The 24,445-nt window shown below is 65.8% G+C and carries 25 protein-coding genes and 1 pseudogene; 14 read left to right on the forward strand and 12 right to left on the reverse strand.

What is annotated here, in order from left to right:
- Window positions 1-96 precede the first annotated feature (96 nt).
- The gene (locus OG203_RS02280) at window positions 97-870 is read right to left on the reverse strand and encodes a TIGR03084 family metal-binding protein (RefSeq protein ID WP_405163971.1); all 774 of its coding nucleotides are present in this window, start codon (window positions 868-870) and stop codon (window positions 97-99) included.
- A gap of 20 nt (window positions 871-890) precedes the next feature.
- Between OG203_RS02280 and OG203_RS02285 the strand changes: the two genes are divergently transcribed.
- Entirely contained in the window at window positions 891-1,472 is a 582-nt protein-coding gene (locus OG203_RS02285) for a histidine phosphatase family protein (RefSeq protein WP_405163972.1), read from the forward strand.
- Between the two features lie 64 nt (window positions 1,473-1,536).
- On the opposite strand, the gene OG203_RS02290 is transcribed toward OG203_RS02285, so the two are convergent.
- Both OG203_RS02290 and OG203_RS02295 read right to left on the reverse strand, forming a co-directional pair.
- The gene (locus tag OG203_RS02290) at window positions 1,537-1,893 is read right to left on the reverse strand and encodes a hypothetical protein (protein ID WP_405163973.1); all 357 of its coding nucleotides are present in this window, start codon (window positions 1,891-1,893) and stop codon (window positions 1,537-1,539) included.
- A gap of 1,107 nt (window positions 1,894-3,000) precedes the next feature.
- On the reverse strand, window positions 3,001-3,885 hold the full coding sequence (locus tag OG203_RS02295) for an SGNH/GDSL hydrolase family protein (RefSeq protein ID WP_405163974.1): 885 nt from the start codon (window positions 3,883-3,885) through the stop codon (window positions 3,001-3,003).
- Between the two features lie 110 nt (window positions 3,886-3,995).
- On the opposite strand from OG203_RS02295, the gene OG203_RS02300 reads away from it, so the two are divergent.
- Together OG203_RS02300 and OG203_RS02305 are read left to right on the forward strand one after the other, a co-directional pair.
- A complete protein-coding gene (locus tag OG203_RS02300) occupies window positions 3,996-4,652 on the forward strand; it encodes a hypothetical protein (RefSeq protein WP_405163975.1) in 657 nt (218 codons plus the stop codon).
- Window positions 4,649-5,134 carry a hypothetical protein gene (locus OG203_RS02305; RefSeq protein WP_405163976.1) on the forward strand — a complete coding sequence of 162 codons (486 nt, stop codon included), beginning with the start codon at window positions 4,649-4,651 and terminating at the stop codon, window positions 5,132-5,134. The genes OG203_RS02300 and OG203_RS02305 overlap by 4 nt, the downstream gene beginning before the upstream one ends.
- A 68-nt stretch (window positions 5,135-5,202) precedes the next feature.
- On the opposite strand, the gene OG203_RS02310 is transcribed toward OG203_RS02305, so the two are convergent.
- Complete coding sequence (locus OG203_RS02310) at window positions 5,203-5,859, reverse strand: YitT family protein (protein WP_405163977.1); 657 nt, start codon at window positions 5,857-5,859, stop codon at window positions 5,203-5,205.
- A 188-nt stretch (window positions 5,860-6,047) separates the two neighbouring features.
- Between OG203_RS02310 and OG203_RS02315 the strand changes: the two genes are divergently transcribed.
- On the forward strand, window positions 6,048-6,191 hold the full coding sequence (locus OG203_RS02315; RefSeq protein WP_405163978.1) for a hypothetical protein: 144 nt from the start codon (window positions 6,048-6,050) through the stop codon (window positions 6,189-6,191).
- 439 nt (window positions 6,192-6,630) lie between these two features.
- Entirely contained in the window at window positions 6,631-7,137 is a 507-nt protein-coding gene (locus tag OG203_RS02320; RefSeq protein WP_405163979.1) for an endonuclease VII domain-containing protein, read from the forward strand.
- Between the two features lie 58 nt (window positions 7,138-7,195).
- Here the strand turns inward: OG203_RS02320 and OG203_RS02325 are convergent, their stop codons facing one another.
- The 4 genes from OG203_RS02325 to OG203_RS02340 are packed head-to-tail and all read right to left on the reverse strand — an operon-like array spanning window position 7,196 to window position 8,983.
- The gene (locus OG203_RS02325) at window positions 7,196-7,681 is read right to left on the reverse strand and encodes a GNAT family N-acetyltransferase (protein ID WP_405163980.1); all 486 of its coding nucleotides are present in this window, start codon (window positions 7,679-7,681) and stop codon (window positions 7,196-7,198) included.
- Between the two features lie 50 nt (window positions 7,682-7,731).
- The gene (locus tag OG203_RS02330; RefSeq protein WP_405163981.1) at window positions 7,732-8,175 is read right to left on the reverse strand and encodes an SRPBCC domain-containing protein; all 444 of its coding nucleotides are present in this window, start codon (window positions 8,173-8,175) and stop codon (window positions 7,732-7,734) included.
- Window positions 8,176-8,189: 14 nt separating this feature from the next.
- Window positions 8,190-8,528: an ArsR/SmtB family transcription factor gene (locus tag OG203_RS02335; RefSeq protein ID WP_405163982.1), complete on the reverse strand. Its 339-nt coding sequence runs from the start codon at window positions 8,526-8,528 to the stop codon at window positions 8,190-8,192.
- Window positions 8,525-8,983 carry an SRPBCC domain-containing protein gene (locus tag OG203_RS02340; RefSeq protein ID WP_405163983.1) on the reverse strand — a complete coding sequence of 153 codons (459 nt, stop codon included), beginning with the start codon at window positions 8,981-8,983 and terminating at the stop codon, window positions 8,525-8,527. Before OG203_RS02340 ends, OG203_RS02335 begins: the two co-directional genes overlap by 4 nt.
- A gap of 204 nt (window positions 8,984-9,187) precedes the next feature.
- Between OG203_RS02340 and OG203_RS02345 the strand changes: the two genes are divergently transcribed.
- Window positions 9,188-11,425, forward strand: coding sequence for a serine/threonine-protein kinase (locus tag OG203_RS02345; RefSeq protein WP_405163984.1), 2,238 nt, complete (start codon window positions 9,188-9,190; stop codon window positions 11,423-11,425).
- A gap of 401 nt (window positions 11,426-11,826) precedes the next feature.
- Window positions 11,827-12,543 carry a metal-dependent hydrolase gene (locus OG203_RS02350; protein ID WP_405163985.1) on the forward strand — a complete coding sequence of 239 codons (717 nt, stop codon included), beginning with the start codon at window positions 11,827-11,829 and terminating at the stop codon, window positions 12,541-12,543.
- A 30-nt stretch (window positions 12,544-12,573) separates the two neighbouring features.
- Here OG203_RS02350 and OG203_RS02355 read toward each other — a convergent pair whose 3' ends face one another.
- Entirely contained in the window at window positions 12,574-13,614 is a 1,041-nt protein-coding gene (locus OG203_RS02355) for an epoxide hydrolase family protein (RefSeq protein ID WP_405163986.1), read from the reverse strand.
- Window positions 13,615-13,652: 38 nt separating this feature from the next.
- Between OG203_RS02355 and OG203_RS02360 the strand changes: the two genes are divergently transcribed.
- From OG203_RS02360 to OG203_RS02370, 3 genes are all read left to right on the forward strand, one after another.
- Window positions 13,653-14,213, forward strand: a complete 561-nt coding sequence (locus tag OG203_RS02360) for a TetR family transcriptional regulator (protein WP_405163987.1) — start codon at window positions 13,653-13,655, stop codon at window positions 14,211-14,213.
- Window positions 14,214-14,763: 550 nt separating this feature from the next.
- Window positions 14,764-15,771 carry an SMP-30/gluconolactonase/LRE family protein gene (locus OG203_RS02365; protein ID WP_405163988.1) on the forward strand — a complete coding sequence of 336 codons (1,008 nt, stop codon included), beginning with the start codon at window positions 14,764-14,766 and terminating at the stop codon, window positions 15,769-15,771.
- Between the two features lie 39 nt (window positions 15,772-15,810).
- On the forward strand, window positions 15,811-17,058 hold the full coding sequence (locus tag OG203_RS02370; protein ID WP_405163989.1) for a lipase family alpha/beta hydrolase: 1,248 nt from the start codon (window positions 15,811-15,813) through the stop codon (window positions 17,056-17,058).
- 710 nt (window positions 17,059-17,768) lie between these two features.
- Here the strand turns inward: OG203_RS02370 and OG203_RS02375 are convergent.
- A complete protein-coding gene (locus OG203_RS02375; protein WP_405163990.1) occupies window positions 17,769-18,860 on the reverse strand; it encodes a hypothetical protein in 1,092 nt (363 codons plus the stop codon).
- A gap of 138 nt (window positions 18,861-18,998) precedes the next feature.
- On the opposite strand from OG203_RS02375, the gene OG203_RS02380 reads away from it, so the two are divergent.
- Window positions 18,999-19,808 carry a HugZ family protein gene (locus tag OG203_RS02380; RefSeq protein ID WP_405167752.1) on the forward strand — a complete coding sequence of 270 codons (810 nt, stop codon included), beginning with the start codon at window positions 18,999-19,001 and terminating at the stop codon, window positions 19,806-19,808.
- Here OG203_RS02380 and OG203_RS02385 read toward each other — a convergent pair.
- Together OG203_RS02385 and OG203_RS02390 are read right to left on the reverse strand one after the other, a co-directional pair.
- Complete coding sequence (locus tag OG203_RS02385; RefSeq protein WP_405163991.1) at window positions 19,796-20,209, reverse strand: VOC family protein; 414 nt, start codon at window positions 20,207-20,209, stop codon at window positions 19,796-19,798. The two genes, OG203_RS02380 and OG203_RS02385, sit on opposite strands and share 13 nt — an antisense overlap.
- 754 nt (window positions 20,210-20,963) lie before the next feature.
- Window positions 20,964-21,602, reverse strand: coding sequence for a TetR/AcrR family transcriptional regulator (locus tag OG203_RS02390; protein ID WP_405163992.1), 639 nt, complete (start codon window positions 21,600-21,602; stop codon window positions 20,964-20,966).
- Window positions 21,603-21,697: 95 nt separating this feature from the next.
- Here OG203_RS02390 and OG203_RS02395 point away from each other — a divergent pair, with 95 nt between their 5' ends.
- The 3 genes and pseudogenes from OG203_RS02395 to OG203_RS02405 all read left to right on the forward strand — a co-directional run bounded on the left by OG203_RS02395 (window position 21,698) and on the right by OG203_RS02405 (window position 23,594).
- Window positions 21,698-22,201 carry a VOC family protein gene (locus OG203_RS02395; RefSeq protein WP_405163993.1) on the forward strand — a complete coding sequence of 168 codons (504 nt, stop codon included), beginning with the start codon at window positions 21,698-21,700 and terminating at the stop codon, window positions 22,199-22,201.
- Window positions 22,202-22,488: 287 nt separating this feature from the next.
- Window positions 22,489-22,717: pseudogene (locus OG203_RS02400) on the forward strand (FAD-binding protein); the annotation flags it as partial.
- A 1-nt stretch (window position 22,718) separates the two neighbouring features.
- Window positions 22,719-23,594: a TIGR03619 family F420-dependent LLM class oxidoreductase gene (locus OG203_RS02405; RefSeq protein ID WP_405163994.1), complete on the forward strand. Its 876-nt coding sequence runs from the start codon at window positions 22,719-22,721 to the stop codon at window positions 23,592-23,594.
- Window positions 23,595-24,445: the final 851 nt, after the last annotated feature.

Below are 24,445 nucleotides of genomic sequence, written 5' to 3' on the forward strand. Positions count from 1 at the left end.
CGGATCAGCGGGGAGCTGGCGGCGGCCCCTCGCACGATGTCGGCGTCGCACCCACACTGGTCCGGCCCACAGGTAGTTCAGGTAGCAGTACGTTTTTCAGAGGAAGATGCGAGCGACTTCCAGCCACTTCTGCGCGTCCTCTCCGACGGCGGTGAGGTCGGTCTTGGCTAGGGGCCTGCGTTGGGTGACCCGGAGACAGAAGTCGAGGGCACTCCCTTGGACCCGCTGCCTGGCATCTGCTGGCCCCCATGCCCAGGTTTCGCCGTCGGGACCGATCAGCTCGACACGGAACGGCTCTGCCGGGGTGGGCAATTGGGCCGTGTAGAACGACAGCTCTCGTCCGACGACACCCAAAGCGGCGATATGCCGGAGCCGACCCGTCGCACGGTGCGCGACACCCAGCGCATCGAAAACGTCCTGCCCATGCGCCCACGTTTCCATCAGTCGCAGCGGCACCATCAGCGCTGGGGTCAGCTGCGAGCCGTACCACGGGAACGCATGGTCGAGGGCAATGTCACCGAGCGCCGCCGCCACCTCGATGCGACCGGCACGCCACTGTTCGAGCAGTTCCGATCGCGGTTTGGCCGCGCCCTCGGCGGCGTCGAGATCGCGGTACCGGGGGCCTTCGGCCTCCGCGTGCTTCAGGACGGCGTCGAATGCCTCCGGGGTTCGGATGGCGATGAGCACGTTCTCATCAGCCGAAGCGAGATGAGCGATCTGATGGGCGATCGTCCACCCCACCGCCGGTGTGGGTATGGACCAGTCGGGCTGCGCTGATACCAGAGCGTCGAGCTCGTATCCTTCGGCCACCAAATCGGGCAGAGCGAGATCGCGCTCGACACCGGACATGTCAATGCCGTAATCCAACATCCAGTAGCACCTTCACACGCATGGACGGCAACAAGGCTTGTCCCGTCTGGACGGACAGACTTCTGCCGGCGCAGCCTGGCCTCCGGAAAGGTTTGTCCAGTGCCCGAGCCTATGAGCGCTGCCAGGGTCCCGCAAACACTGTGGCGTGCGGGTTACTGAAAACTGACAGCCGACTTCTCCAAACCCTCGTGCCTGTGGGTCCGACGGCGAGGCCGAAGGCAAGCCTGCAATGGCTGAGGCAGCGGTTCCGCACCCCGCCCGCTGTCGGCGATCGGATGCGACATCATGATGGCATCGCGGGTTCGGAGACCATGGGCGCGTTCGGTGCACGCGTCTACGCGGCAATGGAGACGATCGCGTCGAGCCACTGCCAACACCAGATCGTGGTGACGCACGGTGGCGCGCTCACCTTCGCCGTGACGTCGTGGATGAGGTTGCCGATCGAATCACTCGACTACGCGCGATTCCACGGTCCATCAGGAAGCATCACCGAACTGCGTGAGGACAGCTACTTCCACAACCGCCAACTCGTCAGGCTCGGCGACATCGCCCACCTCGACCTGGAGGGATCGCAGCTGCCGTTGACCGCACCGCGGAGGTGACTCGTCCCGCTCGGGGTGCGGCGAAACGCCTCCCTCGCCGCACCCCGGCAACGCTGATGTCCTACTAACTGACCTGATCATGCGCCGCCGACGCGGACGTCTCGCCGGCACGTCCCGCCGCACCCGTATCTTTCTGCGCCGCGCCCGCGTCTTTGAAGGCGTCGGTGTTCAGCAGCCCGAACGCGCCGAGCAGCGTGCTCAGATCCATCGCGCCACCATTGCCCTTCGACGCGAGATCGCCCATCGACTGCAGCTTGGCCGTCAGTTCCGACAACGTGTCCTTCGACAACCCCGCTTCGGCCGCCTTGCTCTGCAGAACCGACGCCAACTGCTGCATCGTCGGCGTCGACATGATCGATCCGACCTGACGTTGGATAGCCTCGTTCAGCTCTTTGATCGCTGATTCCGATAGGTCCGGCATGGCGTTCCTCCTCGGTGCCGAGCGGCCCGACGCGGCGCGTCGTTGGCAATCCGCCCAGCAGTAGCAATGCTGCCGCAACACAGCAGCACACACCGGCGAACAGTCAGATAGCCCGCTGACCAGGGCTGAGTCAGGCGGCGTTGATGCGCGCCGCATCCGCTCCTGACCGAGGTCAGCCGGAGAACGTGTCCGTGACCGCCGGGCCATGCACCAGGTTGACATTGACATCGGCAACGCTGCGGCAACCGACCGTGCCAACTATCGCCGGTAGCCAGGCCGCGACCCAGCTACCCCTGAATGCTGGTGCCACATGGTTGACAAGATCAGCATCGGCAGCGAGGGCTGCCGCGATGACGGCCGGTTCGATACGGAGGGGGCTCATATGCCAGTTGACGGGAACAACACCGTGCCCGGGTGGGGTGCCAGACGCCACGGCGAGGTGATGTGATGGCCGACGGGTTCTACCCAAGCTAGCCGTGCATTGATAGCCGACCGGTCGACTCCAAGTAGTCCAACGGTAACGAGGACGAGGGCAGCATCGAACGGGGACATGATGGCGGCATTGTGCGAGTAGAGCCGCCGCCATGTCCCGTTCGATGCGACACCGAGGGCTGTCTGGTGGTCGGCGGTGTCAGCGTGACCATCAGGCGAAGGCATGACTGGGGCGGGCTGGACGACGGTGCGGCGGAGCGCGTGCTCCGACCGATGTTGAGTTCGACGGCGACCTCGACTCCCGAGCACGCAATTCGATGACGACCTCCGCCGTACGCGTATGGCTCACGAGGGCTGTCGGCGCTGATGTGCGGAATGCTGTGGACACCAACCAGAGCCGCGATCGAGCACTCGCCCAGGACGACCGCACTGGACCTAGAAACGTGCGCGGGTCTCGATGCGGTCGGGTTGGCGGGGGTTTCAGGGGGCGGGATCAAGATCATGGGGAACTGGTGGCGGCAAAGTTCGAGAAGCCCCCGCCACCAGTTCCCCATGATCTTGAAAGGGGGCCGTTGTCGGCGCTTCTGGGCACCTGCGTCGCTGGTGGGTACCCGCGCGTAGCGGATTCGGAGAGGCACGGACCTCGACCCCGTGCACCACAACAAGGGTGGGGGACTACCTACCCAGCGCCGCCAGAATGCTGCGCGCCTGGTGGTCGGCACCGAGTTGGTTGGGGTGGAACGGCACCGCCAACCCGGGCGGGTTGCTCGACCAGGGGATCAGCCCTTCCACCCAGCGAACACCGGGTGGCTGGCAGCCGTCGTGGCCGATGCTGGTGCGGTAGGTGTCGATCAACTCCACACCGGTCGTCCGCGCCACTCGCGCCAGCATCGCGTTCAGCTCGATCAGCTTGCGGCCCAACCAGTCCGCGTCGGCGTCGGAGATCGGCACGGTGGGGAAGCAGCCGTGGCCGGTGCTGACTCCTTCGAAGTAGTCCAGCAGCAGAATCCGCGCATGCGGTGCACGCTGCCGAATCCCGTCGACCGCCGCGGCCACTCTGTGCTCCGACGCGGCGATATTCAGCGACATCTGGTCCACACCACCGACCACCAGCGCGTCCAGGCACGGGGATGCCGACGCGTCACTGGTCAGGCATCGCTGCACGGTCGCCGCCAATCCCGCGTCGTTGCCGCCGATTTCGAGGGTCACCAGATCGGTCGAGGCGCTCAGCCGATCGAACTGCGGGGGATTGACCCCGAGCGCAGTGCCCTGCGGTGCGGTCATATTCTTCGACATCGCCCCACCGCAGGTCGCATCCCGGGACACCGGGACCGCCAGCGCGGCCGCCACCTGCTTGGCGTAACTGCCCCGGCTCTGCGCGCACCCCAACGGCACGAAATCATCGGTCGCCTGAATCAACGACGCGTCGGCCGCCCACGAATCACCCAGCGCCACATACTCACCGAACCCGGGCGTCGCCGACGCCACCGGCATCCCACCCAGCGACAGCACCATACCCAATGCCGCACACGCGATCACAGCCGGTGACGTCTTGCGCACCAAACCCTCCGCACCAGATGGACCGATGTCCAACTCTCGGTGAACCTAACACCCACCCGGCCCTCGCGCTCGCCAAACTCCCGTCAGCCCAGCGCTATACGATGCAGCCCATGCCACACCGCCACTCCCGCCTGGTGGCCATACTCGGAGCACTTCTCATCGCAGTCGGCACCACCGGCTGCATCGGCGCGGTCGACCGCGCCGACTTCGAGAAGACCATCCAGGCCCGCGGCGGCGGACTCGTCTCAGCCCTGCCGGCCACCGCCATCGACGCTCTCCGGCAACGCCTCGGCACCACCGAGATCCACGCCTCGGTCATCGTGCTCACCGCACCCGAATCTCACAGCTTGACCATGTTCGATCAGCCACCACAGCTCAGCCGCTTCCTCGCCGACAACCCCGACCTGCTCACCCAGGACACCGCCGCCCACCTGCGCATCCAGGTTCCCACCCACCCGGACCAGCAAGACGACTACACCTTCGCCAACACAACCCTGCACGGTCCAACACCGGTACACGTGTCGGCATTCGACGACCCGGACAGCGAGATGTTCGATATCCGAGAGGTTCCCGGCCTGCTGCGCCTCGAGCACGTCGTCGATACCGCACTCACCCAGAGTGCGGTGGACGACGGATACGTTTCGTCGGTGGTGGTCAACCGCGTCGGGCCCGAGATTCTCATGACCGTCAACGTCAGCTCACCGCGCACCACGGTGGTCGCCCAATTCGACCGTGCCGGAACATTTCTGCGGATGAGCCGAGCATGAGCGGCGAACGCCCCGCCGACCAGACCCAACGACGATCCCCACGAATCCTGGCGACACTGGCCGCAATCCTGTTCAGTACCGCGATCCTCGGAGCCGTGCTGCCCGTCGCCATCTGGCCCGGCGAAGCGAAACTGACCGCACCCTTGTTCTGCGAAGCGCCGTACACCGAGCCGATCATCGTCTCCGACACCTTCCACGACTCCGAAGGACAAAGCACCAACTACTCGATGTACTGCGTCGGCGACCGCGGACAGCACACCGAGGTGGGGTTCCTCCGGCCGTGGCTCGCACTGTGGGCGCTACACACCGCCCACGTGATCGTCCTGGTGATCTTGGTGCGCACGTGGCGGTGGATGGCGACCCGCCGAACCGACGCGCCTCTCAGAATCCAGGGAAACCCTCCCCTAAATCGTCACAGTGACGTTTCAGGGGAGGGTTCCTGCACAGACAACGAACGGCAGGGGAGTCGACCCCAGCCCTAGAAACCAAGATCAACGGGACATGGTGGCGGCATATCGCGAGTAGCGCCGCCACCATGTCCCGCTCGAACTCACGCGGGGACGACCGCCACGGGCTCAGCCGACGGTTTGGTCTCGAAGCCGGGCAGGTAGCGATTCACCGCGGGGATCAGCAACTGAATCAGCGGACCGATGCCGAACGCATAGACAACCGTCCCGATCCCGACACTGCCGCCGAGCACCCAACCGATCGTCAACACCGTCACCTCGATCGAGGTCCGCACCACCCACACCGACATACCGGTCCGGCGAACCAGTCCAGTCATCAGTCCATCACGCGGACCTGGACCCATCCCGGCGCCGATGTACAACACCGTAGCGATCGCGTTGAGCAGCACCGCGGCACCCATCGCACCCACCCGCGCCGGAATCATCTCCCACGCGGGCAACAGCCACAGCCCCGCATCCACCGACACCGCGATCACCACCACATTGCTCACCGTCCCCAGACCGGGCCGCTGCCGCAACGGAATCCACGCCAAGAGCACCGCGATCCCGGTCAGCGCCGTCACCGCCCCGAAGCTGATCGGCACATGCTGCGCAACACCCTGATGGAACACGTCCCACGGATCCAACCCGAGCCCGGCACGCACCATCACAGCCATCGAGAACCCATACAGCCCCAACCCGACATACAGCGCAACTAGCCGACGAATCAACACCCGCCCAGCATGACCGACAACTGGCATCTGAAAACAGATCCAGTCAGTAACAGATGGACTGACGACTGGCACCAAAGGTGGACTGCACCCGCAGCTCACGACCGCAAAACCTACGCACCGCGGCGTACGCCCACCCATCCCTGCGCCCGATGCGGCACCGAGCACGCCCGGAACACACTGGCAGACAACACAAGCCGCCAGACAAAGGATCACGCATGGGCATCTTCTGTAAAAACACCGACAAGCCCGATGAACAACCCGCCAACTCGACCGACCAGAAAACCGCCGACGCCAACAAGAAGCGCAAGCGCCGTCGCCGCCTCCTCGGTGGCTACTACGGCGGCACCAGCGGAAGTTAGCCGGAACGGCAGCCTCGCAACAGCATTCACCATCCTCTGCCCTACCTTCAAAACGTCACAGTGACGTTTTGAAGGTAGGGCAGAGGACCTAGGGGAGAAGCCTCAAAACCCCAATCCAGCACCAGCTCAATACTTTCCGCCCAAGTCGGCCGCAAACAGGAATATTTACATCAGCGGCAAATCCGGCCAAGGGGAGATCGACACCGATCCAACCCACGCAACACCGACACCCATAAGCCAGGGCGGAGCGTCCCAGCAAGCCGGGGTGCCAGCAACACGAAACACCGCACACACCAACATCATCGACCGGCGTAACCCCCATTTATCCACGCCCGTTTCTACGCCGATAATCAACACTATGTCAGGTTGGCTCTGCCCCGTCGCACGGAATCGAATATCAGTAGAGAAGATGTCAGTGCCCCCTGCCAGAATTCTCACCATGACGCCGCAGCCATCCCCCGACGAGTTGATCCAGTGCTCGCCAACGAACGGCTGCGGCAAGCTGCAGCCGAGAAGCATGATGGCGCAAACAAATCCGCGCGCACCGCTCTGCTGTGCGTGTTACCAGCGCGCCCGCCGCGCGCGCCAAGGGCCACTTGTCGTCCGCCGGGCCAACCTCTGGGCCAAGTACCGCATCAAACCAGAGCAGTACGACGCCATGCGTGAACAGCAACAGTATCGCTGCGCGATCTGCGGCGTGCTGGAGACCGATATCGACCTGTCTCGCGTTGGCGGCCGACCGCGCAAGGCCGGGCAACAGCTGTGCAAAGTACCGCTCGCCGTGGATCACGATCACACCTCGGGCGCGGTTCGAGGTCTCCTCTGCCCGCCGTGTAATGCCGGTCTTGGTGCGTTCGGCGATGCCCCAGCGCGGCTGCTCGCAGCGATCGCCTACCTGAAGGTGGGTGAACGGGTAGCTGCCCTTGCTCGGCCATCGGCCCGGTAGCTCGCTCGGCTGTCCTGATCTGTGCGCTGTCCGCGAGCATCAGAACCTGCGAGCGAGATCAGAACTGCCGATACATCACGTGCAGGCCTACCCGGCCCAGTGTGGGGTGTTCGAATGCGGCAGGTACGGTGCCGATGATGGAGAAGCCGAGGCGGCGGTATAGGTCTACGGCTGTCTGGTTGCTCTCGGCTACCGCGTTGAACTGCATGCCCGCGTACCCGCGGCTCTTCGCCCAATCCAATGCGTGCTCACACAGCTTCGTACCCACCCCGCGGCCCCGTGCATCGCTGGCAACCATGAAGCTCGCCGTCGACACATGCGCTCCAGGGCCAGCGCGGTTGGGACCCATCTTCGCGGTCCCGAGCACTCGGTCACTTTCGACGGCGACAACGGTGACGCCCGGCGGCCGCTCGAGCCAAATGCCGCGCGCCTCCCCCTCACTCATGGCCGGATCGTAGGTGAATGTCTCCTGCCGACGGACCACATCGTGGATGATCGCCCACACCTGCGGCCAGTCGGCCTCGACGACCTCCCGAATCTCCATGGTGCGCACCATATACAGCCGTTCCGGCCCTTATCCAACGATATTCGGGCTCAATGCCAGTTGCTGATCTGGACGTCTCGGGGATCTGGTGCCCCGGTTCCGGTTTCGACCAACTGCTTCAGACTCATCAGGTAGATGGCCCATTTGGTGCTGCAGTGGTGCATGAACTCCCCCGGTTCTTTCCATCCCTGATGCTTGAACAGGATGATCGTGTAGTCGTCCTCGCGTTGGAGATCCCAGACGACTTCGGTGCCGACCCACTCCTCGGGCCCGTCGATAACCTCCCACAGCACCTGCTTTCCGGGCTGGAGGTCGACCACCTTCATATCGAATCCGCCTGCCGTGAAACGGAACTGGATGACTCCCCCGGCGTTCGCGTCGCCCTGAGTGTCGCTCGCCCACCAGCCCGCCAGGCTGTCGACCGACGTCAATGCCGCGTAGACGTCGTCGACGGACGGTGACTTGATCCCGACCCTGTGCAGAATGTCCACCATGTCGATTCCTCTCGTTACTGCTGTTTGCCGCGTTGGATGGCTTCGGCGATGCGCTTGATGCGCTGGAGCCTGGCATCCCATGTCGATCCGACCGCGTTGAGCTGGGCTACGGCGCGGGCGAGTTGCGCGTCGTCGACGCGGTAGCGCCGCTCCCGGCCCGCCGGGGTGCCGTGTACGAGGCCGACTCGGTCGAGGACGCTGAGGTGTCTGGCGACGGCCTGGCGGGTCACGGGTAGTCGTTCGCTGAGGGTGGTGGCGGTGGCCTCGCCGTCGGCCAGGAGTAGGTCGAGCATGCGGCGCCGGGTCGGGTCCCCTATCGCGGACCACAGGTCGTCGTCGACGACGCTGTTCATCGGCTCGAGACCAGTCGTGCGACGTAGTCGCCCAGTCGCGGCAGGTGGGTGTTCCAGCCGTTGATGTGCGCGTTGTACTGCTGTTCGAGAACGGCGATCGCCCAGCCCATTTCGCGGAATCCGGTCTCGGCCATGTGGACCGTGGTGCCGTCGCCGGAGGGGGTCAGTTCGAAGGTGACGAACAGTGAATTGCCAACGGCGGCCGCCTCATCGGCCGGATGGGTCCAGCGAAAGGAGAACAACCGGTGTGGCTCGGCATCGACGACGGTGATCGAGGCGATCTCCTGGTCGGCTCCGGTCCCCCAGCTCAGGGTGCCGACCGCACCGGGAACGGGCTCGAGCGACGCGTCGTCGGGCCACCACTGCTTCAGATGTTCGGGGCTGCTGATGACCTCGTAGACCACCTCCGGGGTCGCTTCGACGTACATCGTCCGCTCAATTCGCCCGTACTCCATACCAACTCCCTAACTCGCAACGTTTTGTTGCGCATGACGCTAGCCGACAAGACCTCAACGCGCAACACTTGGTTGCGTATTGTTTTCGGGAGCAGCCCACCCACCACGTAACTTGCGGTAGCAGGTAATTCGGCGGCCGAGCCCGTAAAGATCGTTTATCCTCGGATGAGGGCTCGGGAAGCCATTTTTGATCGGGTGGGCCACATGGAGATGGACCGGGTGGCGGCGACGCAGACCGCGTTGACGCGACTGGTTGTTGGATTCGACAGTGCTTGGGAGGACGCGGACGCTCCACCGGACCTGGCGGCGCATCTGCCTGCCGAAGACCGGTTGCGGCGCTCGGCCTTGATCGAGTTGATCAAGGTGGACCTGCAGCATCGCTGGCGGGAAACACCCAACGGCAAACGCCTCGCCGAATACCGGGCACAGTTCCCCGAACTCGACGCCGCCCCACTGCCGCCCGACCTCATCTACGAGGAGATCACCGCACGCAGCCGCGGCGGCGACCTCGGACTCGACCTCACCGAGTACGAACACGAATTCGCCTCGCAAATGGCGCAACTCGCCACCCAGCTCGACACCGACATCCTCGCCGCCGAGAACTTCCGCACCACAGTGCTCTCCGACCCGACCGCGATCAACGCGCTCGACACCATCTCCCCCGGCGCCACCATCGACGACTTCGACCTACTCATCGCCCTCGGTCAAGGCGCGTTCGCGCGCGTATTCCTTGCCAGGCAACGCTCCATGCAACGCCTTGTCGCGGTGAAGATCTCACGCGACCGAGGCAGCGAACCACAGACCCTCGCCCAACTCGACCACGAACACATCGTGCGCGTCTTCGACCAACGCCAGATCGAGGAACAACACCTCAAACTGATGTACATGCAGTACGTGCCAGGCGGCACCCTGCTCGGCGTCCTCCGCCTCGTCCGCACCACGCCGATCGCCCAACGCACCGGCCAACTACTCCTGGACGCGGTCGACGCCGCGGTCACCGCCGGCGGCGTACTGAGCCCGCAACCGTCCGCCACCCGCACCGACCTCGCGCGCCTCAGCTGGTCCGAAGCCGTCGCATGGCTCGGCAGCCGACTCGCCACCGCACTGGACTACGCCAACCGCGCGGGCGTCCTGCACCGCGACATCAAACCCGCCAACGTGCTACTCACCGCGGACGGCCAACCCAAGCTCGCCGACTTCAATATCAGCTTCAGCGCGCATATACCGGGCGCGAGCCCGGTCGCCTACTTCGGCGGCTCACTGGCCTACATGTCCCCCGAACAACTCGAGGCCTGCCATCCCGCGCTCCCCACCACGGCCGCCGACCTCGACACCCGCAGCGATCTCTACGCCCTCGCGGTCGTGCTGTGGGAGCTGCTCACCGGGCGGCTCCCCTTCACCGACGAACTCGGCATCGGCGAATCCGACACCTCACTCACCAGAATGATCGAACTGCGCCGACGGCCGATCGAGGACCGCCTACAGGCCAGCACACCGGCGGACTGCCCGCAGATCCTGCGCCACGCACTGCTGACCTGCCTGTCCCCCGACCGCGACGACCGCTACGCCACCGGCGCCGACCTCGCCCAGCACCTCGAACTTACCCTGGACCGGACCGCCCGCGACCTCGTCGACCCACCACGACGCAGTCTGCGCGGCCGGATGCGGATGCGGCCAATGCCGGTGGTGACGCTGTCCAGCGCGCTCGGGCAGCTGCTCGGCGGGCTGTACCTCTCGACGCACAACACCAGACTGCTCGACCTCGAACTCGGCGCCGACGGGCAGGCGCAACTCACCAAACTCGGGCTGATCGCGGCCGCCGTCGGTTATCCGGTCGGCATCGCGATCCTGCTGTACTGGTGTCGGCTGGTGTTCCTGGTTCCGCACGGATTGCGCAGCGGCAAGCAGTACAGCGAACAGACACTCGCCAAAGCGCGGGCGGACACCCTTGCCTGTAGCGATCGGATCGCGGCCGTCGCGTTCGGTGGGTGGCTGCTGGCGTTGGTGGCCTTCCTGATCAAGCTGCACGACATCGCGGACCTTTCCGCCGGGCTGCTGTTCAACCTGATCGCGTCCCATCTGGTCGCCGCCTCGGTGGCCGTGGTCTACACCTACTTCCCGGTGACGTTCTTCGTACTTCGCTGGTACTACCCGGGATTGGTCGCGGCCGGGCTCAGCTCCCCCGACGAATCGGCTCAGCTGCATCGGCTGGCTCGGCGCAGCCGGATCTACCTCGGCATCGCCGCCTCGGTTCCCCTCTTCGGGGTTGCCGCGGGTGTGGCGTTCCTCGATCCCACGCAGCAGCAGACGGTGATCGCCTCGATCGTGGGGCTGTGCGTGTGCGGGTTGTTCGCCTTCCTCATCGCGCTGCGGGTTTTCTACACCCTCGAATCCGATCTGCACGCACTCGATCGCATCGTCAACCCGCACGCTCGGCCGTGACGGAACCCTTGCGGGCCTTCGCTGACTGGCCAGAGCTCCCCGCTCGGCTCTAATGCTGTTGTTGGACAGGAGTGTTGTTTGTTCGGCGACTACTCAATAGCATTTATATGCATATATACGCACGTCTAGGTACCACAATGTTTTCTTACGTTGATACTCGAAATCAACCGTTCCGAAGGTCGTTGACGCGATCCCCTGCGTGCTCAGACTGCGATGTCGCAGGCCTTACTCCCCGTCAGATGCCAACTCGCCCTGCCCAATCGGTCCGCTCCCCTACTACCGCGCCTCTCGCACAGCCGATCCCGATCGCCACAGGTTACCCATCCCCCAATTCGCCCGCCGCACAAGATCACTGAACCGGCATTCGCTGAACGATGCTGAGGTGAACTAACCTTCAAGCGGTGCTTGGACATTCACATGCGACCAGTGGCGCTTTGGCCTGGTCGGGGGCGGCAGCGGCGCTGCCCGTAGCGATCTTGACCTACCCGACAATCCAGGATGTATCAGGGCATCTCGGCCCCGTGGATCTGATTCTCGGAACATTCCTGACGGCGGGTGCGGCGCTGTTGCCAGACGCGGACCATCCCGACGGAACGATCGCGCATGTGCTCGGTCCAATCTCCTATTACCTCTGCAAGTTCATCTCGTGGATCTCGGGCGGGCATCGGCACGCCACCCATTCCTTCGCCTTCGTCGCCGCCATCTCCTACGGCACATGGGCGGGCGAGCACTGGATCGGCCGCTGGTTCACCCTCGGGCTCGTTTTCTTCCTGCTCGCGCTGGCTGTGCGGGCGCTGCACCTATGTCCGCCCGGCGAGGGGATCGAGGCGTGGGGCACCATCGTGATCCTCGCGGCCGCGGGGACGTTCGCCATGGACCATTGGATCTCGGACAAGCCCGTGTGGCTGCCGTTCTCCGTCGGCCTCGGCGCACTGGTGCACCTGATCGGCGACTGCCTCACCGACCGCGGCTGCCGCTTGTTCTGGCCGTTCAAACTCCGCACCAGGGTGCCGATCATCGACCGCACCGGGAACAAGCTCGAAACCTGGATCCTCTCACCGCTGTTCGTGCTCGGCACCCTCGCGGTGCTGTGGTATTCGATCACGCATCAGCCGTAAGCGGTCGATTCGATTCGGCGCCAGGCGGTTTCAGCCGCCCAGCTTGACCGCTCGGCGTAGGTCGCCGACGTAGGCCTCGGGCTGTTCCCACGCTGAGAAGTGGCCACCAGCACGGTGTTCCACGTACTCGCAGACGTTCAGGAACGCCTCGGCGTAACTTCGCGGCTCTGGTTTGATGTCGTGCGCGAACACGGAAAGCATTGTCGGCGTTTCGATCCGGCCCGGTAGGGTGGCCGGTTCGGCATACGTGGCGAATGAGGTGCCGATCGTGCCACTGACCCAGTAGGCGGTGACCCAGGTGAGCAGTTCGTCCGTGGTGAAGGCCGAAGCGTCGGACCAGGACTCCAGTTTCTCGACGATCCAGGCCGCGAGGCCCGCGGGTGAGTCGCCGAGGGCGACCGCGAGGGTATTCGGGCGCGTCGACTGCTCCGCGATATAGCCGCCCTCGGTTCGGAACCACTGCGCCGCCCGGTCGAGGTAGGCGACCGCGTCGGGCGGGAGCTTCGATCGATCCGCCGTAAGCGCGCGCACAGGGGCGATATTCGTGAGGTGCAGAGCGGCAACACGGTCCGGGTGTTGTGCCGCAAGGATTTCCGCGACGGTGCCACCCACGTCACCGCCGGACACCGTGTACCGCGAGTAACCGAGTTCAGCCAGCGCGTCCGCGACGATCTCGGCGATCCGGTTGACCGACATGCCGGGACCGGCGAGCGGGGCCGCGAACGGGAAGCCGGGCAGCGCGGGAACCACCACGTGCATGTCCGTGAGCAAAGGCAGGACGCGCTCGAATCGCAGCACCGAATCCGGCCAGCCATGCAGTAATACGACGACCGGGGCGTCGGGAGTCGCGGACCGCTGGTGGATCACTCGCAGTTCGGTGTCGCCTGCCCGCACTGTCGCCCAAGGGAACTCGGTGATGCGGCGCTCGTGCACGCCCCAGTCGTATCCGTTCGCCCAGCGTTCGAGGAGTTCATCGAGGCGAGTCTCGGTGATGCCGCGCTTCTCGTCGTTACTCCACGGGGTCGTGACACGTCGCGTCCACTGGAGTCGGTCCCGCACTTCGTCGATCATGTGTATCAGCGTACACATAGATGTGTATGCTTGTACACATGACTTTGCGTAATGCGGCCGCTACCAGGCAACGGATCCTGGAGCACGCGCAACGCCAGTTCGCCCAGCACGGGTTCGTGGCAACCACGGTCAAGGGCGTCGCCGACGCGGCCGGCGTTTCGCCCAACCTCATCACACGCTATTTCGGCGGCAAGGACGGCCTTTTCCTGGCGGCGACCCAGGTGGAGATCCCGGTATCGGACTCCTTCGATGGCGAGCTTTCCGCGTTGGGTTCGCGCCTCGCGACGAGCATCGTCGAGCGCTGGTTCGGTGCGCCCGAGGAGGATCCGCTGCTCGTGCTGCAACGGGCGTCCGGCGAACGGCCCGAGGCGGCAGAGGCGCTTGCCGTTTTCCTTGACACGAACTCGCTGGAGCCGCTGTACCGCTACCTGCGCGATAACGGCCTCGACGACGCGGACGCGCGCGACCGGGCTGCGGCGATCGATGCCTTCGTGCTCGGCGTCTCGACTCGTCGGCGGGTCCTGCGTGCCGAACTCAGCGACCCCGCTGGTCTCCAGGCCTGGTTGAGTGCCACCATCCAACGCCTCGCCGACGGGTGATGTACGTCAGCAAGTAGTGCCGAAACTCCACAGCCGACGCACTTGTGGGCCGCCGCCCTGAAACCGCGGTCCGCCGCGCCGTGATGACTGCGGGGCCGCACCCGTTCCTGCTCGCCGGTGAAGCCGCCGCGCTCCCCTGGCGGTTCAACCCTCGCCCTCTTGTGACGGCCTGTCTGGTCACCGGTAGTCGTCGGTGGTGGCGGTGCCTCGCCGTCGGCCAGGAGTAGGTCGAGCATGCGGCGCCGGGTCCCCTATCGCGGACCAGAGGTCGTAGCCGACGAGGCTGTTCATCCGACGCACTTGTGGCCGCCCTCCCTAGCGGATATCACATAGTTAGATGCGCATATCTACGTAAGAACATGCCTTTTCTATTTAGAGTGGACCTGCGGTGTCCGAACATGACCTGCCATCCCAGCAATCGCGGCCGATTGCGCCTAGCGACACTTCCCTTACGTAGCCCGATCCGTACTCGAACGTTCGATCCGCAGCACCCTCCCCTACCCCACCGTTCCGCCGGGACATCGACCAACCCGGCGCTACCCTCTGAGAGGTGCCCACATCGACGATGAATCCCCAACGCTGGACACCGCCACCCACTCCCCCGCGAGCGCGCCAAACCCGCAGCAACCCACCGCTTCCCGCACTTACCCGATTCGAGCTACCGGGTCCAGGGCCCGAAGATGTCGTGCTCGGCCCGGACGGACGGCTGATCGCCGGAATCGCGGACGGATCGATCCTCAGCATCGATCCATCCGATGGCGACGTGCGTCAGCTGGTGAATACCGGTGGACGGCCGCTCGGCTTGCATGCCGATCCGGATGGCACCGTCTTGATCTGCGACTTCGAACGTGGTCTGCTGCAACTGGATCCGGACGGCGCGCTGGATGTGCTCGTCGATGAGATCGACGGTGAGCGACTTCCGTTCGCCAGCAACGTCGTTCGCGACACTGACGGCACGATCTATTTCTCCTCCTCGTCGAGCCGCTACTCATTGGCCGACTACAAGGGAGACCTGCTCGAGCATTCCGGAACCGGCCGACTGTTCCGGCGTGACCCGTCCGGCAAGGTCGAAACTCTGCTCGACAACCTGCATTTCGCGAACGGGGTGGTGCTCGCGCCGGACCGCTCGTGCGTAATCGTCGCCGAGACCGGCAGCTATCGACTGTCCCGCTACTGGCTCACCGGACCGAAGGCAGGCACGCACGACCGTCTCATCGAGAACCTTCCTGGGTTCCCGGATAACCTCGGCCTCGGCAGCGATGGGCTCGTGTGGATCACGCTGCCTACTCCGCGAAATCCGGTGCTGGATCAGTTACTTCCACTGCCGGGCTATCTGCGGCGCGTCGTGTGGATGCTGCCCGATTGGGTGCAGCCGAAACTGGCGAAGACCGTTTGGGTGATGGCGGTCGATTTCGACGGGAATGTGGTGCACGACTTGCAGACCGAGGGGACGAACTTCGCGATGGTCACCGGCGTTGTCGAGCGGGACGGTGCGTTGTATCTGGGCAGTCTTACCGAGTCCGCGGTGGGCGCGAGCCGGGTGCCGCGAGCTTCCTGACACCCTGAGGATTTCAGTGCACGCTTGTACACTGAAATCATGACTGAGCAGACGCATCAGCGCCAGGCCGAGGTCCGGGCCCTTGCCCGGTTGGCTGGCGACGAGCTCGGTGGCGCGGTGGACGGGATCGCGTCCGTGCATCGCGCGATCGCTTGGCGGGTTTTCGCGGCGGTGCGGTTCGGGGTCGGTCCGGCCGCGTTGCCGGTGGAGGTGGTGCACGACGCGATCGCCGACGGGGTGTATCGGATCGTGAGCGGGACGGCTGTCGCGGCGGGACGGTTGGCCGAGCGGACGGTGGATCTGCCGGGTGCGCAGGCGCCGTCGCGGACGGTGTTCGGGGCGGGTTTCCTCGGTGCGTTGCAGGGGTTGATCGGCGACGATCTCGAGGATGCGCGGCCGATCCTCGCCGGGCCGATGACGTTGCGGGTGGACGGGGAGCCGGTGTCGCCCGAGCTGATCGGAAACTATGTCGCGCAACCGAGTTCGCGGGTGGTGGTTTTTCTGCATGGGCTGGTAGAGACCGAGCATGCGTGGCGGTTGGGTGGGCGGACGACCTATGCCGAGGGGCTCGAGCAGGATCTCGGGTACAGCACTGTGCAGATCCGGTACAACAGCGGTTTGCACATCTCCGAGAATGCCCGGCAGCTGAGTGAGTTGCTGGAACGGCTTGTCGCGCACTGGCCAGTGAATATCGAGCAGCTATCGTTGGTCGGGCATTCGATGGGTGGGTTGATCGCGCGTGGTGCGTGTTTCGACGCGGGTGAGTCCGGGCTGGCCTGGGTGGGCAAGGTTCGGCACTTGGTCTGTCTTGGTTCGCCGCATCTTGGTGCGCCGCTCGAGCAGCTTGTGCACTACGCGTCGGCCGCGTTGGTCCGGGTGCCCGAGACTCGTCCGTTCGGTCGCCTACTGCGTCGCCGCAGTGCGGGGATCCGTGATCTGCGGCAGGGTTCGCTGGTCGACGAGGATTGGCGTGGTGCCGACACGGACGCGTTGGCCCGCCGGGCTATTCGCGAGGTCCCCCTCCTCCATGGCGCCGACCACTATTTCGTCACCGCCTGCGTCACCCGCAGTCCACGCCACCCCCTCGGCCGCATCATCGGTGACGGCCTGGTCCTCACCCCCAGCGCCGCGGGTCGAAACCGCGCCCGCCGCATAGGTTTCGACGACTCCAACGGCCTCCATATCCCGGCCGCCAATCACTTCACACTCCTCAACCACCACGCGGTCTACGAGGGTCTCTTGCACTGGTTGAGCACCGACCCCGCCGCCGACCAGGCGGCCAAGTAGCGCGAGTGGCACGCCAATGGCGAAGCTCTCTCGTGTTCCGCCGCCACCATGTCCCGCTCAACGCCCAGGCGGCCCGCTATGTATCGCCGAACGGGACATGACGGCGGCATCACCCGCGTTTTCGCGCCATCATGTCCCGCTCGGTGAGCTATGCGAGTGTCCACCCTTGACCTCGACAACCCGAGGGCGCAAGCAGCACACCACGGCAGGACCGTCTCGAACGAGACATGACGGCCATGTCACCCGCGTTTCGACGCCCGTCATGACCCGCTCGGCGGATGATCCGCGAGTGGCACACATAGCGGGCCGTCTCGAACTGGAGATAGCGGCGGCGTCACCCGCGTTTTGACGCCGTCATATCCCGTTCGGTGAGCAACGACAGGGCCACCTGCGACGTCCGCCCAGACCTCGGCAACCCGGTGGCGCAAGAAGCACACCACGGCAGGACCGTCTGGATTGTTGATGCCATGGTGTGCCGCTCGGCCGTTGGTTCGTCTGCACGCGGCGGGGCATCGGGTCGCCGCGCCCTCGGTGGATGTTGCCACGCGGACGGTGGGTTATGCGTGCCACACGACCGCCGTCCCCTATGCGCGGCAGGTAGCCACGCCATCGACGGGCTGCCGCGCGGGCGGTGCGGTTACGTGTGCCACACCACCGCTGTCACCTGCGGAGCGGCGTCGTTCGTTGTGGGCGATGCGGCGCAGTTGGGTTCAGAGGAGGTGTTCGGGGTCGGCGTCGGCTTCTAGGCGGACGTCGGCGGTGAAGAGGGTTTCCACGTCGGGGTCGTCGGTGTGGGCTGCGTAGAGGAGCAGGCAGCCGCGGATGCCGTCGAGGAGGTCTTCGAGGAGGTCGAGGGCGGGGCGGGAGGGGTCGAGGCGGCTGATGCGGAAGCCGGCGAGCATGGCTTCGCGGGTGTCGGCGTCGACCTCGAATTTGCGTGCTTGCTCTTCGATTTCGGCGACGCGGCCGACGACGGCCCACGGCGCGGGCACCCGGCCTTCGTGGACGGCCATGGCTTCGGCGATCAGGTCGACGACTACTTCGGTTGGGCTCTCCCCCGCGTCGAGTCGTTCGAGTACCAGGGTGGGTGTTTCGACTTGGAGCGCTTCGATGTCGTCGGCTTCCACGACGACGTCGGTGCATGGCACACCGGCCATTTCGCCCGCGACTTCGGCGGCGGCGAGCAGCCAGTGTGCGGCGGCGACGGAGGCGGAGGCTGGGTCGAGTTCGGTGAACAGTTCGATGGAGCCGAGCGGGTCGGCGCGTAAGAGGTCGTCGGCGGCTTGTACCTGGGCCGGGGAGACGTCGGGGCGGGATAGTTCGACGGCTTGGCGGGCGCGGGCGGACAGGTCGCCGCGTTCGGCGGATTCGATGGCGGCCTGTTCGGTGCTGACTTCGGCGGCGATGGTGTCGCGCAGGGCGGAGTCGTCGATGTCGTAGAGAGTACGTCCGACGCGGTGTGCGGATTCGACGACGCCGCTGTAGGAGACGACGAGTCCTTCTTCGGAGGGGAGGTTGGGGCTGCGGATTCCGGCCTCGACCTCCTTGAAGTTGCGGCGTTCTTCGGCGCGGCGCCAGGCTTCGCTGTTGGGGATGTCGGGGTCGCCCGCGGCGCTGGCCGGGTGGGTGTAGGTGCGCCAGTGGAACCGCGACAGCGTGGTCAGGTTCGACGCCAGATTTGTTGCCTGATCATGGGTTACCGTCCGGGGCAGCGTGGCAACCGTTTGGGCGAGGTCACCGCGTCCGGTCGCCCAGATGGCGACGAGCACGTTGTGGTCGGCGTCGAATGCGTATCGGGTCACTCGGCAAGTCTGGTCTATCCGGGCGCGATCCGCGCGGTCAATCCGATCCATTGGCCGCACTGCGCATGTCGATTCGATATGGCACGCGGGAAAAGGCCCGTTGGCTACTTGTCGGACGGGCAGGAGATGATGGACGACATGACCCTCGACCACGGTGATCCCGGCGACGCTCCTTCGATTCCCCAGCCGACTGCGCCGGTGGCGAATCCGGCTAGGCCGTCCGCCGCTGAGGAGGCGAGAACGGTTGCCGCCGCGACGAATACGGCGACGCTGGCGAGTTTGAGCGAGGATGGGACGCCGTGGGCGTCGCTGGTGACGTATGGGCTGTTGGATGGGCAGCCGGTGCTGTGTGTGTCGCGGATGGCCGAGCACGGTCGTAACCTGGCTGGCGATCAGCGGGCCAGTCTGTCGATCGTGGCGCCGGACGCGCCAGCGGATCCGCTGGCGGGGACGAGGATCACGTTGGCCGGTGTGGTGGAGCGGCCGGTGGGTGCGGAGGCCGATGCGGCGCGGGAGGCGCATCTGGCGGCGGTGCCCGCGGCGAAGTTCTATATCGACTACAGCGATTTCTCGGTGTGGGTACTGCGGGTTCGGCGGGTGCGCTGGGTCGGCGGGTATGGGCGGATGGATTCGGCGAGCGCGGCGCAGTATGCGGAGATGACGCCGGATCCGATCGTGCCGGTCGCGGCGAGCGCGATCGTGCATCTCAATGACGACCACGCGCCCGCGTTGCTGGCGATGGCGCAGGCGTTGGGTGGGTATCCGGATGCGACGGAGGCGAGTTGTGAGCGCGCCGATCGGTATGGGCTCGACCTGCGGGTGGTGACGCCGCGCGGGGTGGCGCGGACCCGGGTCGGTTATGCGGCGCCGATCGGCGCGATCGATGAGTTACGTGCGGCGACAGTCGAATTGGCGCGGCGGGCGCGGGGGATGAATCAGACTTCGTAGAGTTCCAGTGGCAGGTCGTCGGGGTCGAAGAAGAATGCCATGCGTTTTCCGGTGACCTCGTCGACGCGCAGTTCCTCGGTGCGGACGCCCTTGCTGGCCAGCTCGTCGAGTGTCGCGGCGACGTCGCGGACGACGAAGGCCAGATGGCGCAGCCCCGCCGCCTCCGGCCAGCTCGCCCGGTCGGGTGGTTTGGGGAAGGAAAACAGTTCGATCCTGCTGCCGCCGGGGATGGCGAGGTCGAGCTTGTAGGAGCGGCGGTCGGCCCGGTACTGCTCGGCGATCACGGCGAGCCCGAGCGTCTCGGCGTAGAACCGCTTGGACCGCACATAGTCGGACGCGATGATCGCCACGTGATGAATGCCTAGGAGTTCCACTACGCGACCGTATCTCAGCGCGGGCATCGCTCCTGACAACCCACCGTGGTTGGCGGGTGCCGTCGGTGATCAGCTCGCCTACCTGCTGTCTCGGGGATCGCGCGGATGAGCGATCTGTTCACGAAGTCTGCGCCGCTGGCTCGGCGCCGACGTGGCCGCGGGGACAGCGGCGCCTCGATTGGTTTGGGGCGCTGGGCAAATGGGGCGCTCGCCGGTTCGCGGTGGTGGGTTCGCGGATTGTTCTGGTGAGTTGTGAAGGCAGCTGGCCCGTGGACGCCCGTCCTATGCCGACGATCGGCGTTGGACTCGATGGATCGCGGTTGGTGAGGGTACCGACGTTCGCCGGGGTCAGCTGCGGCAGGTCGGTCACCGGGGTTCAATCGCGGCAGTCGGTCGCGGGATTCGACGGCAGCGGCCAGTCGCCCGGCTCAACCGCAGCAGTAAGTCGCCGAATTCGACGCCGACAGTCAGCCGCCCGGGCCAACGGCACCGACGAGTCACCAGGCTCAACAGCAATAACCAGTCGTCGGATTCAACAGCGACAGTCAGCCGCCCGGCTCACCGCAGCAGTCAGTTGCCGGATTCGACGGCGACAGTCAGCCGCCCAGGTCAACGGCACCGACCAGTCACCAGGTTCAACAGCAGTCGCAGCCGCCACGCTCAACAGCAGTAGCAGTCGCCGGATTCAACAGCAGCAGTCAGTCGTCGACTTCAGCGGCGGCGGTCGCTAGCCGGGGGTCAACGGCAGCGCTCGCCAGGTCAACGACAGCGCTCGCCACGGTCAGCGGCGACGGCTGGTCGCCTTCGAGTCCCGAGTCGGCACGGTGAGCATCGCGACGATCATGTCGGTCATTTCGGCGGTGTCATCCGGGTGGGGTTTGCGGATGCCTGCTTCGAGGGTGCGTTCGTAGTCGGCGATCAGGGCGAACATGACGGTGGCCATGGTTTCGAGGCGTTGGCGGCGCCTGCGCGGGGTGAGTTGGGGTAGGGCGGCGGCGAGGCGGGTGGCGATGATGCGCACGGCGGCGCGGTCGGTGCCCGCGAGGCGGCGTGGGTCGGCGACCACGGGGTGGGCGCGCACTACCTCGAGGAAGCGGCCGTAGTGGGTGACCTCGTCCTGGGTGATGAGTTCGAGAATCGGCGCGGCGAGCATGGTGACCAGGGTGTTGATCTCGTGGGCGGTGCCGTCGGCCTCGTGGGTGGCGAGTAGGCGCATGCGGCGCTCTTCGAGCCAGTTCATCCGACGTTCGACGATGGCTTCGATCAGTCCGTGGCGGGAGTCGAAGTAGTAGTGCACGGCGGAGTTGTTGCGGTGGCCTGCGGCCGCGGCGATCTCGCGCAGTGGGACCTCGACTCCGCGTTCGGCGATGAGTCGCTCCCCCGCGTCGAGCAGGGACGCGCGCGAATCGGCGATGAGCATAGCTGGACTGTACTAAAGCCCAGCCTTGACTGAGTTAAGCATGCGTGTTTAGTTGAAGAAGTGGGAAGCGACCGGGTGACGAACGCGTGCGTCCGATGATCGCGGAGGGTCCGATCTTTCAGCTGTGCTGGGTGGTGCGGGATATGGCGGCGGCGCAGCGGTTGTTCAGTGAGCGGTATGGGGTGGCGAAGTGGTTCACGATTCCGGACGTGCACTTCGGGCCGGAGCTGTGCGAATTGCGTGGTGCGCCAGCCGATTACACGATTACGGTGGGGCTGGGGTACGCGGGTGGGCAGCAGTTGGAGCTGATCGAGCCGCGCGGTGGGGTCAGTTTGTACAGCGAGTATCTCGAGCGGGTCGGGCCCGGGCTGCATCATGCGGCGTGGGTGCCCGCGGACTATGACGGTGCGCTCGAGCAGGCGCGAGCGGCGGGGATCGACGTGCTCGCGCGGGGGAAGTTCGAGGGTGTCGGGATGGAGTTCGCGTATCTCGACGGCGGGCCGATCGGGTCGTGCTTCGAGTTGATGCGGCTGTCCGAGGACATGAAGGCCATGTTCGACGCGATGATTCCGGACGGGTTCGCGAATCCATGGCAGTAGGAACCGAAGTCCCGCGGGTGGTGTCGAGCCCGGCGCGCTGGGATGACACCGCGGACGTGCTGGTCGTCGGTTTCGGCATCGCCGGTGCCTGTGCGGCGATCAGCGCGGGTGCGGACGTGCTGGTCCTGGAGCGCACCCGCGCGGCAGGTGGGGCGTCGGCGGCCGGGCACTTCTACCTCGGTGATGGCACGCCGGTGCAGCAGGCCACCGGGCACGCGGACAGCGCGGCCGCGATGTGTGACTACCTGACGGCCGTCACACCCGAGCCCGACCACGCCGAGATCACCGCCTACTACGTCGGCTTCACCCTCAGCGGGCTCAGCACCACCGTCGACGGCGAGGTGCTGCGGGCCGACGGGGCCGTAATCGAGGGGCTGTACGCCGCCGGTGTCCTGCGCGTCCACTATCGCGCAGGACACCGGCGGCTATTCGAATGGAACCTGCCTCGGGGAGGGCTCGTTCTTCGGGCGCCGCGCCGGGGCACACGCGGCGCTGCGGCGCCAGGAAGGCGACTGATATGCGCTTCACCTATGCCGAGACGATGACCGATCCTGCCTACTACGTGCCGTTGGCCCGCGCGGCCGAGGAGGTCGGGTACACATCCATGGCGGTCGCGGACAGCATCGCCTATCCGCGCGACTCCGACGCCAAGTACCCGTACACCCCCGACGGGAACCGGGAGTTCCTGGAGGACAAGCCGTTCATCGAGGCGTTCGTGCTCAGCGCGGCGATGGCGGCGGCCACCACGACGCTGCGGTTCACACCGTTCGTGCTGAAGCTGCCGATCCGTCCGCCGGTGCTTGTCGCCAAGCAGACCTCGTCGGTGGCCGCGCTGAGTGGCAATCGATTCGGGCTCGGCGTCGGGATCAGCCCGTGGCCCGATGATTTCGAGATCATGGACGTGCCGTTCGAGAAGCGCGGCGCGCGGATGGACGAGTGCATCGACATCGTGCGCGGTCTCACCGCGGGCGGGTACTTCGAGTTCCACGGCGAGTTCTACGACATTCCGCCGATCAAGATCAGCCCAGTGCCGACCGAACCGGTGCCGATCCTCATCGGCGGACACAGCAAACCCGCACTGCGGCGCGCGGCCCAACGCGGCGACGGATGGATGCACGCGGGCGGCGACGGGGCCGAACTCGACAAGCTGCTGGTCGAATTGGACGCCCTGCGTGCCGAATACGGGACACGCAAAGATTTCGAGGTGCACGTGATCTCCCTCGACGGATTCACCGTAGACGGCATCAAACGGCTCGAGGACAAGGGAGTCACCGACGTCATCGTCGGCTTCCGCCTCCCCTACACCCTCGACCAAGACACCGAACCCCTCGACACCAAGATCGCCAACCTGTCCCGCTTCGCCGAACACGTCATCGCCCGCACGTCCAGCTGAGCAAGCCATCACGATCAACGGCACATGGTCGTGCGCTCCAGAAGCCGGACCAGCCCTCGTCGAACGAGGTGAGTTCTAGCAGCCATGTGCCGTTGATCATGAACAGCCCGCTGGTCAAAGCCCGACGGCACGGTCCTCACCATCGAGCGGGACATGATGGCGGCAAAGTGCGAGTAGAGCCCGCCGCTATGTCCCGCTCGGCGAGCCAAGGTCGGCAGCGGGCGGAGTCGACGAGCGCAGTGTCGCGCGCGGCCCGGCGCGTTCATCCGCCGCGTCGGTGCGAGCTCGACTATCGCGGCGGACTCGATCGCCACGGCGGGCCCGACTATCGCGGTGAACCGAGGACAGCTACGGACGGAGTCGGTGAGTGTGCTGTCGCGCTCGGCCCGACGTGTACATCCGCCGCGTTGGTGCGGGCTCGATCGCCAGTCTGGGCGTTCTAGGCTACGCGGATGCGTAACGAGGCTGGCGCAGTGAGGACGACCGCGCAGTAGAGCATCGGAAGCTCTGGCGCCTCGCCAGATTCGCACCGGTCAACGAGTCGCTGTCACCAACCGGCACGACGTGCTGCGTGCGCCGCAGGCGGGTGGCCTGCACCCGAATCGCACGGCGCAGCCACCACCCGCCACCAAGAACGCCACCGGCCGAACTCCGTGCCGGACCACGCTTCTCCGGAGCGACGGAATCGACCACCACTCACCGAACGGGACATGGCGGCGCCAATGTGCGAGTAAGCCCGCCGTCATGTCCCGCTCGATGAACTGCGGACAGTCAGCGAGCGTGGTGTCGCGCTCGGCCCGACGTGTACATCCGCCGCGCCGGTGCAGGCTCGATCATCGCGGCGGTCGAGG

The sequence above is a fragment of the Nocardia sp. NBC_01499 genome (genome assembly GCF_045040275.1).
Classification (GTDB): domain Bacteria; phylum Actinomycetota; class Actinomycetes; order Mycobacteriales; family Mycobacteriaceae; genus Nocardia.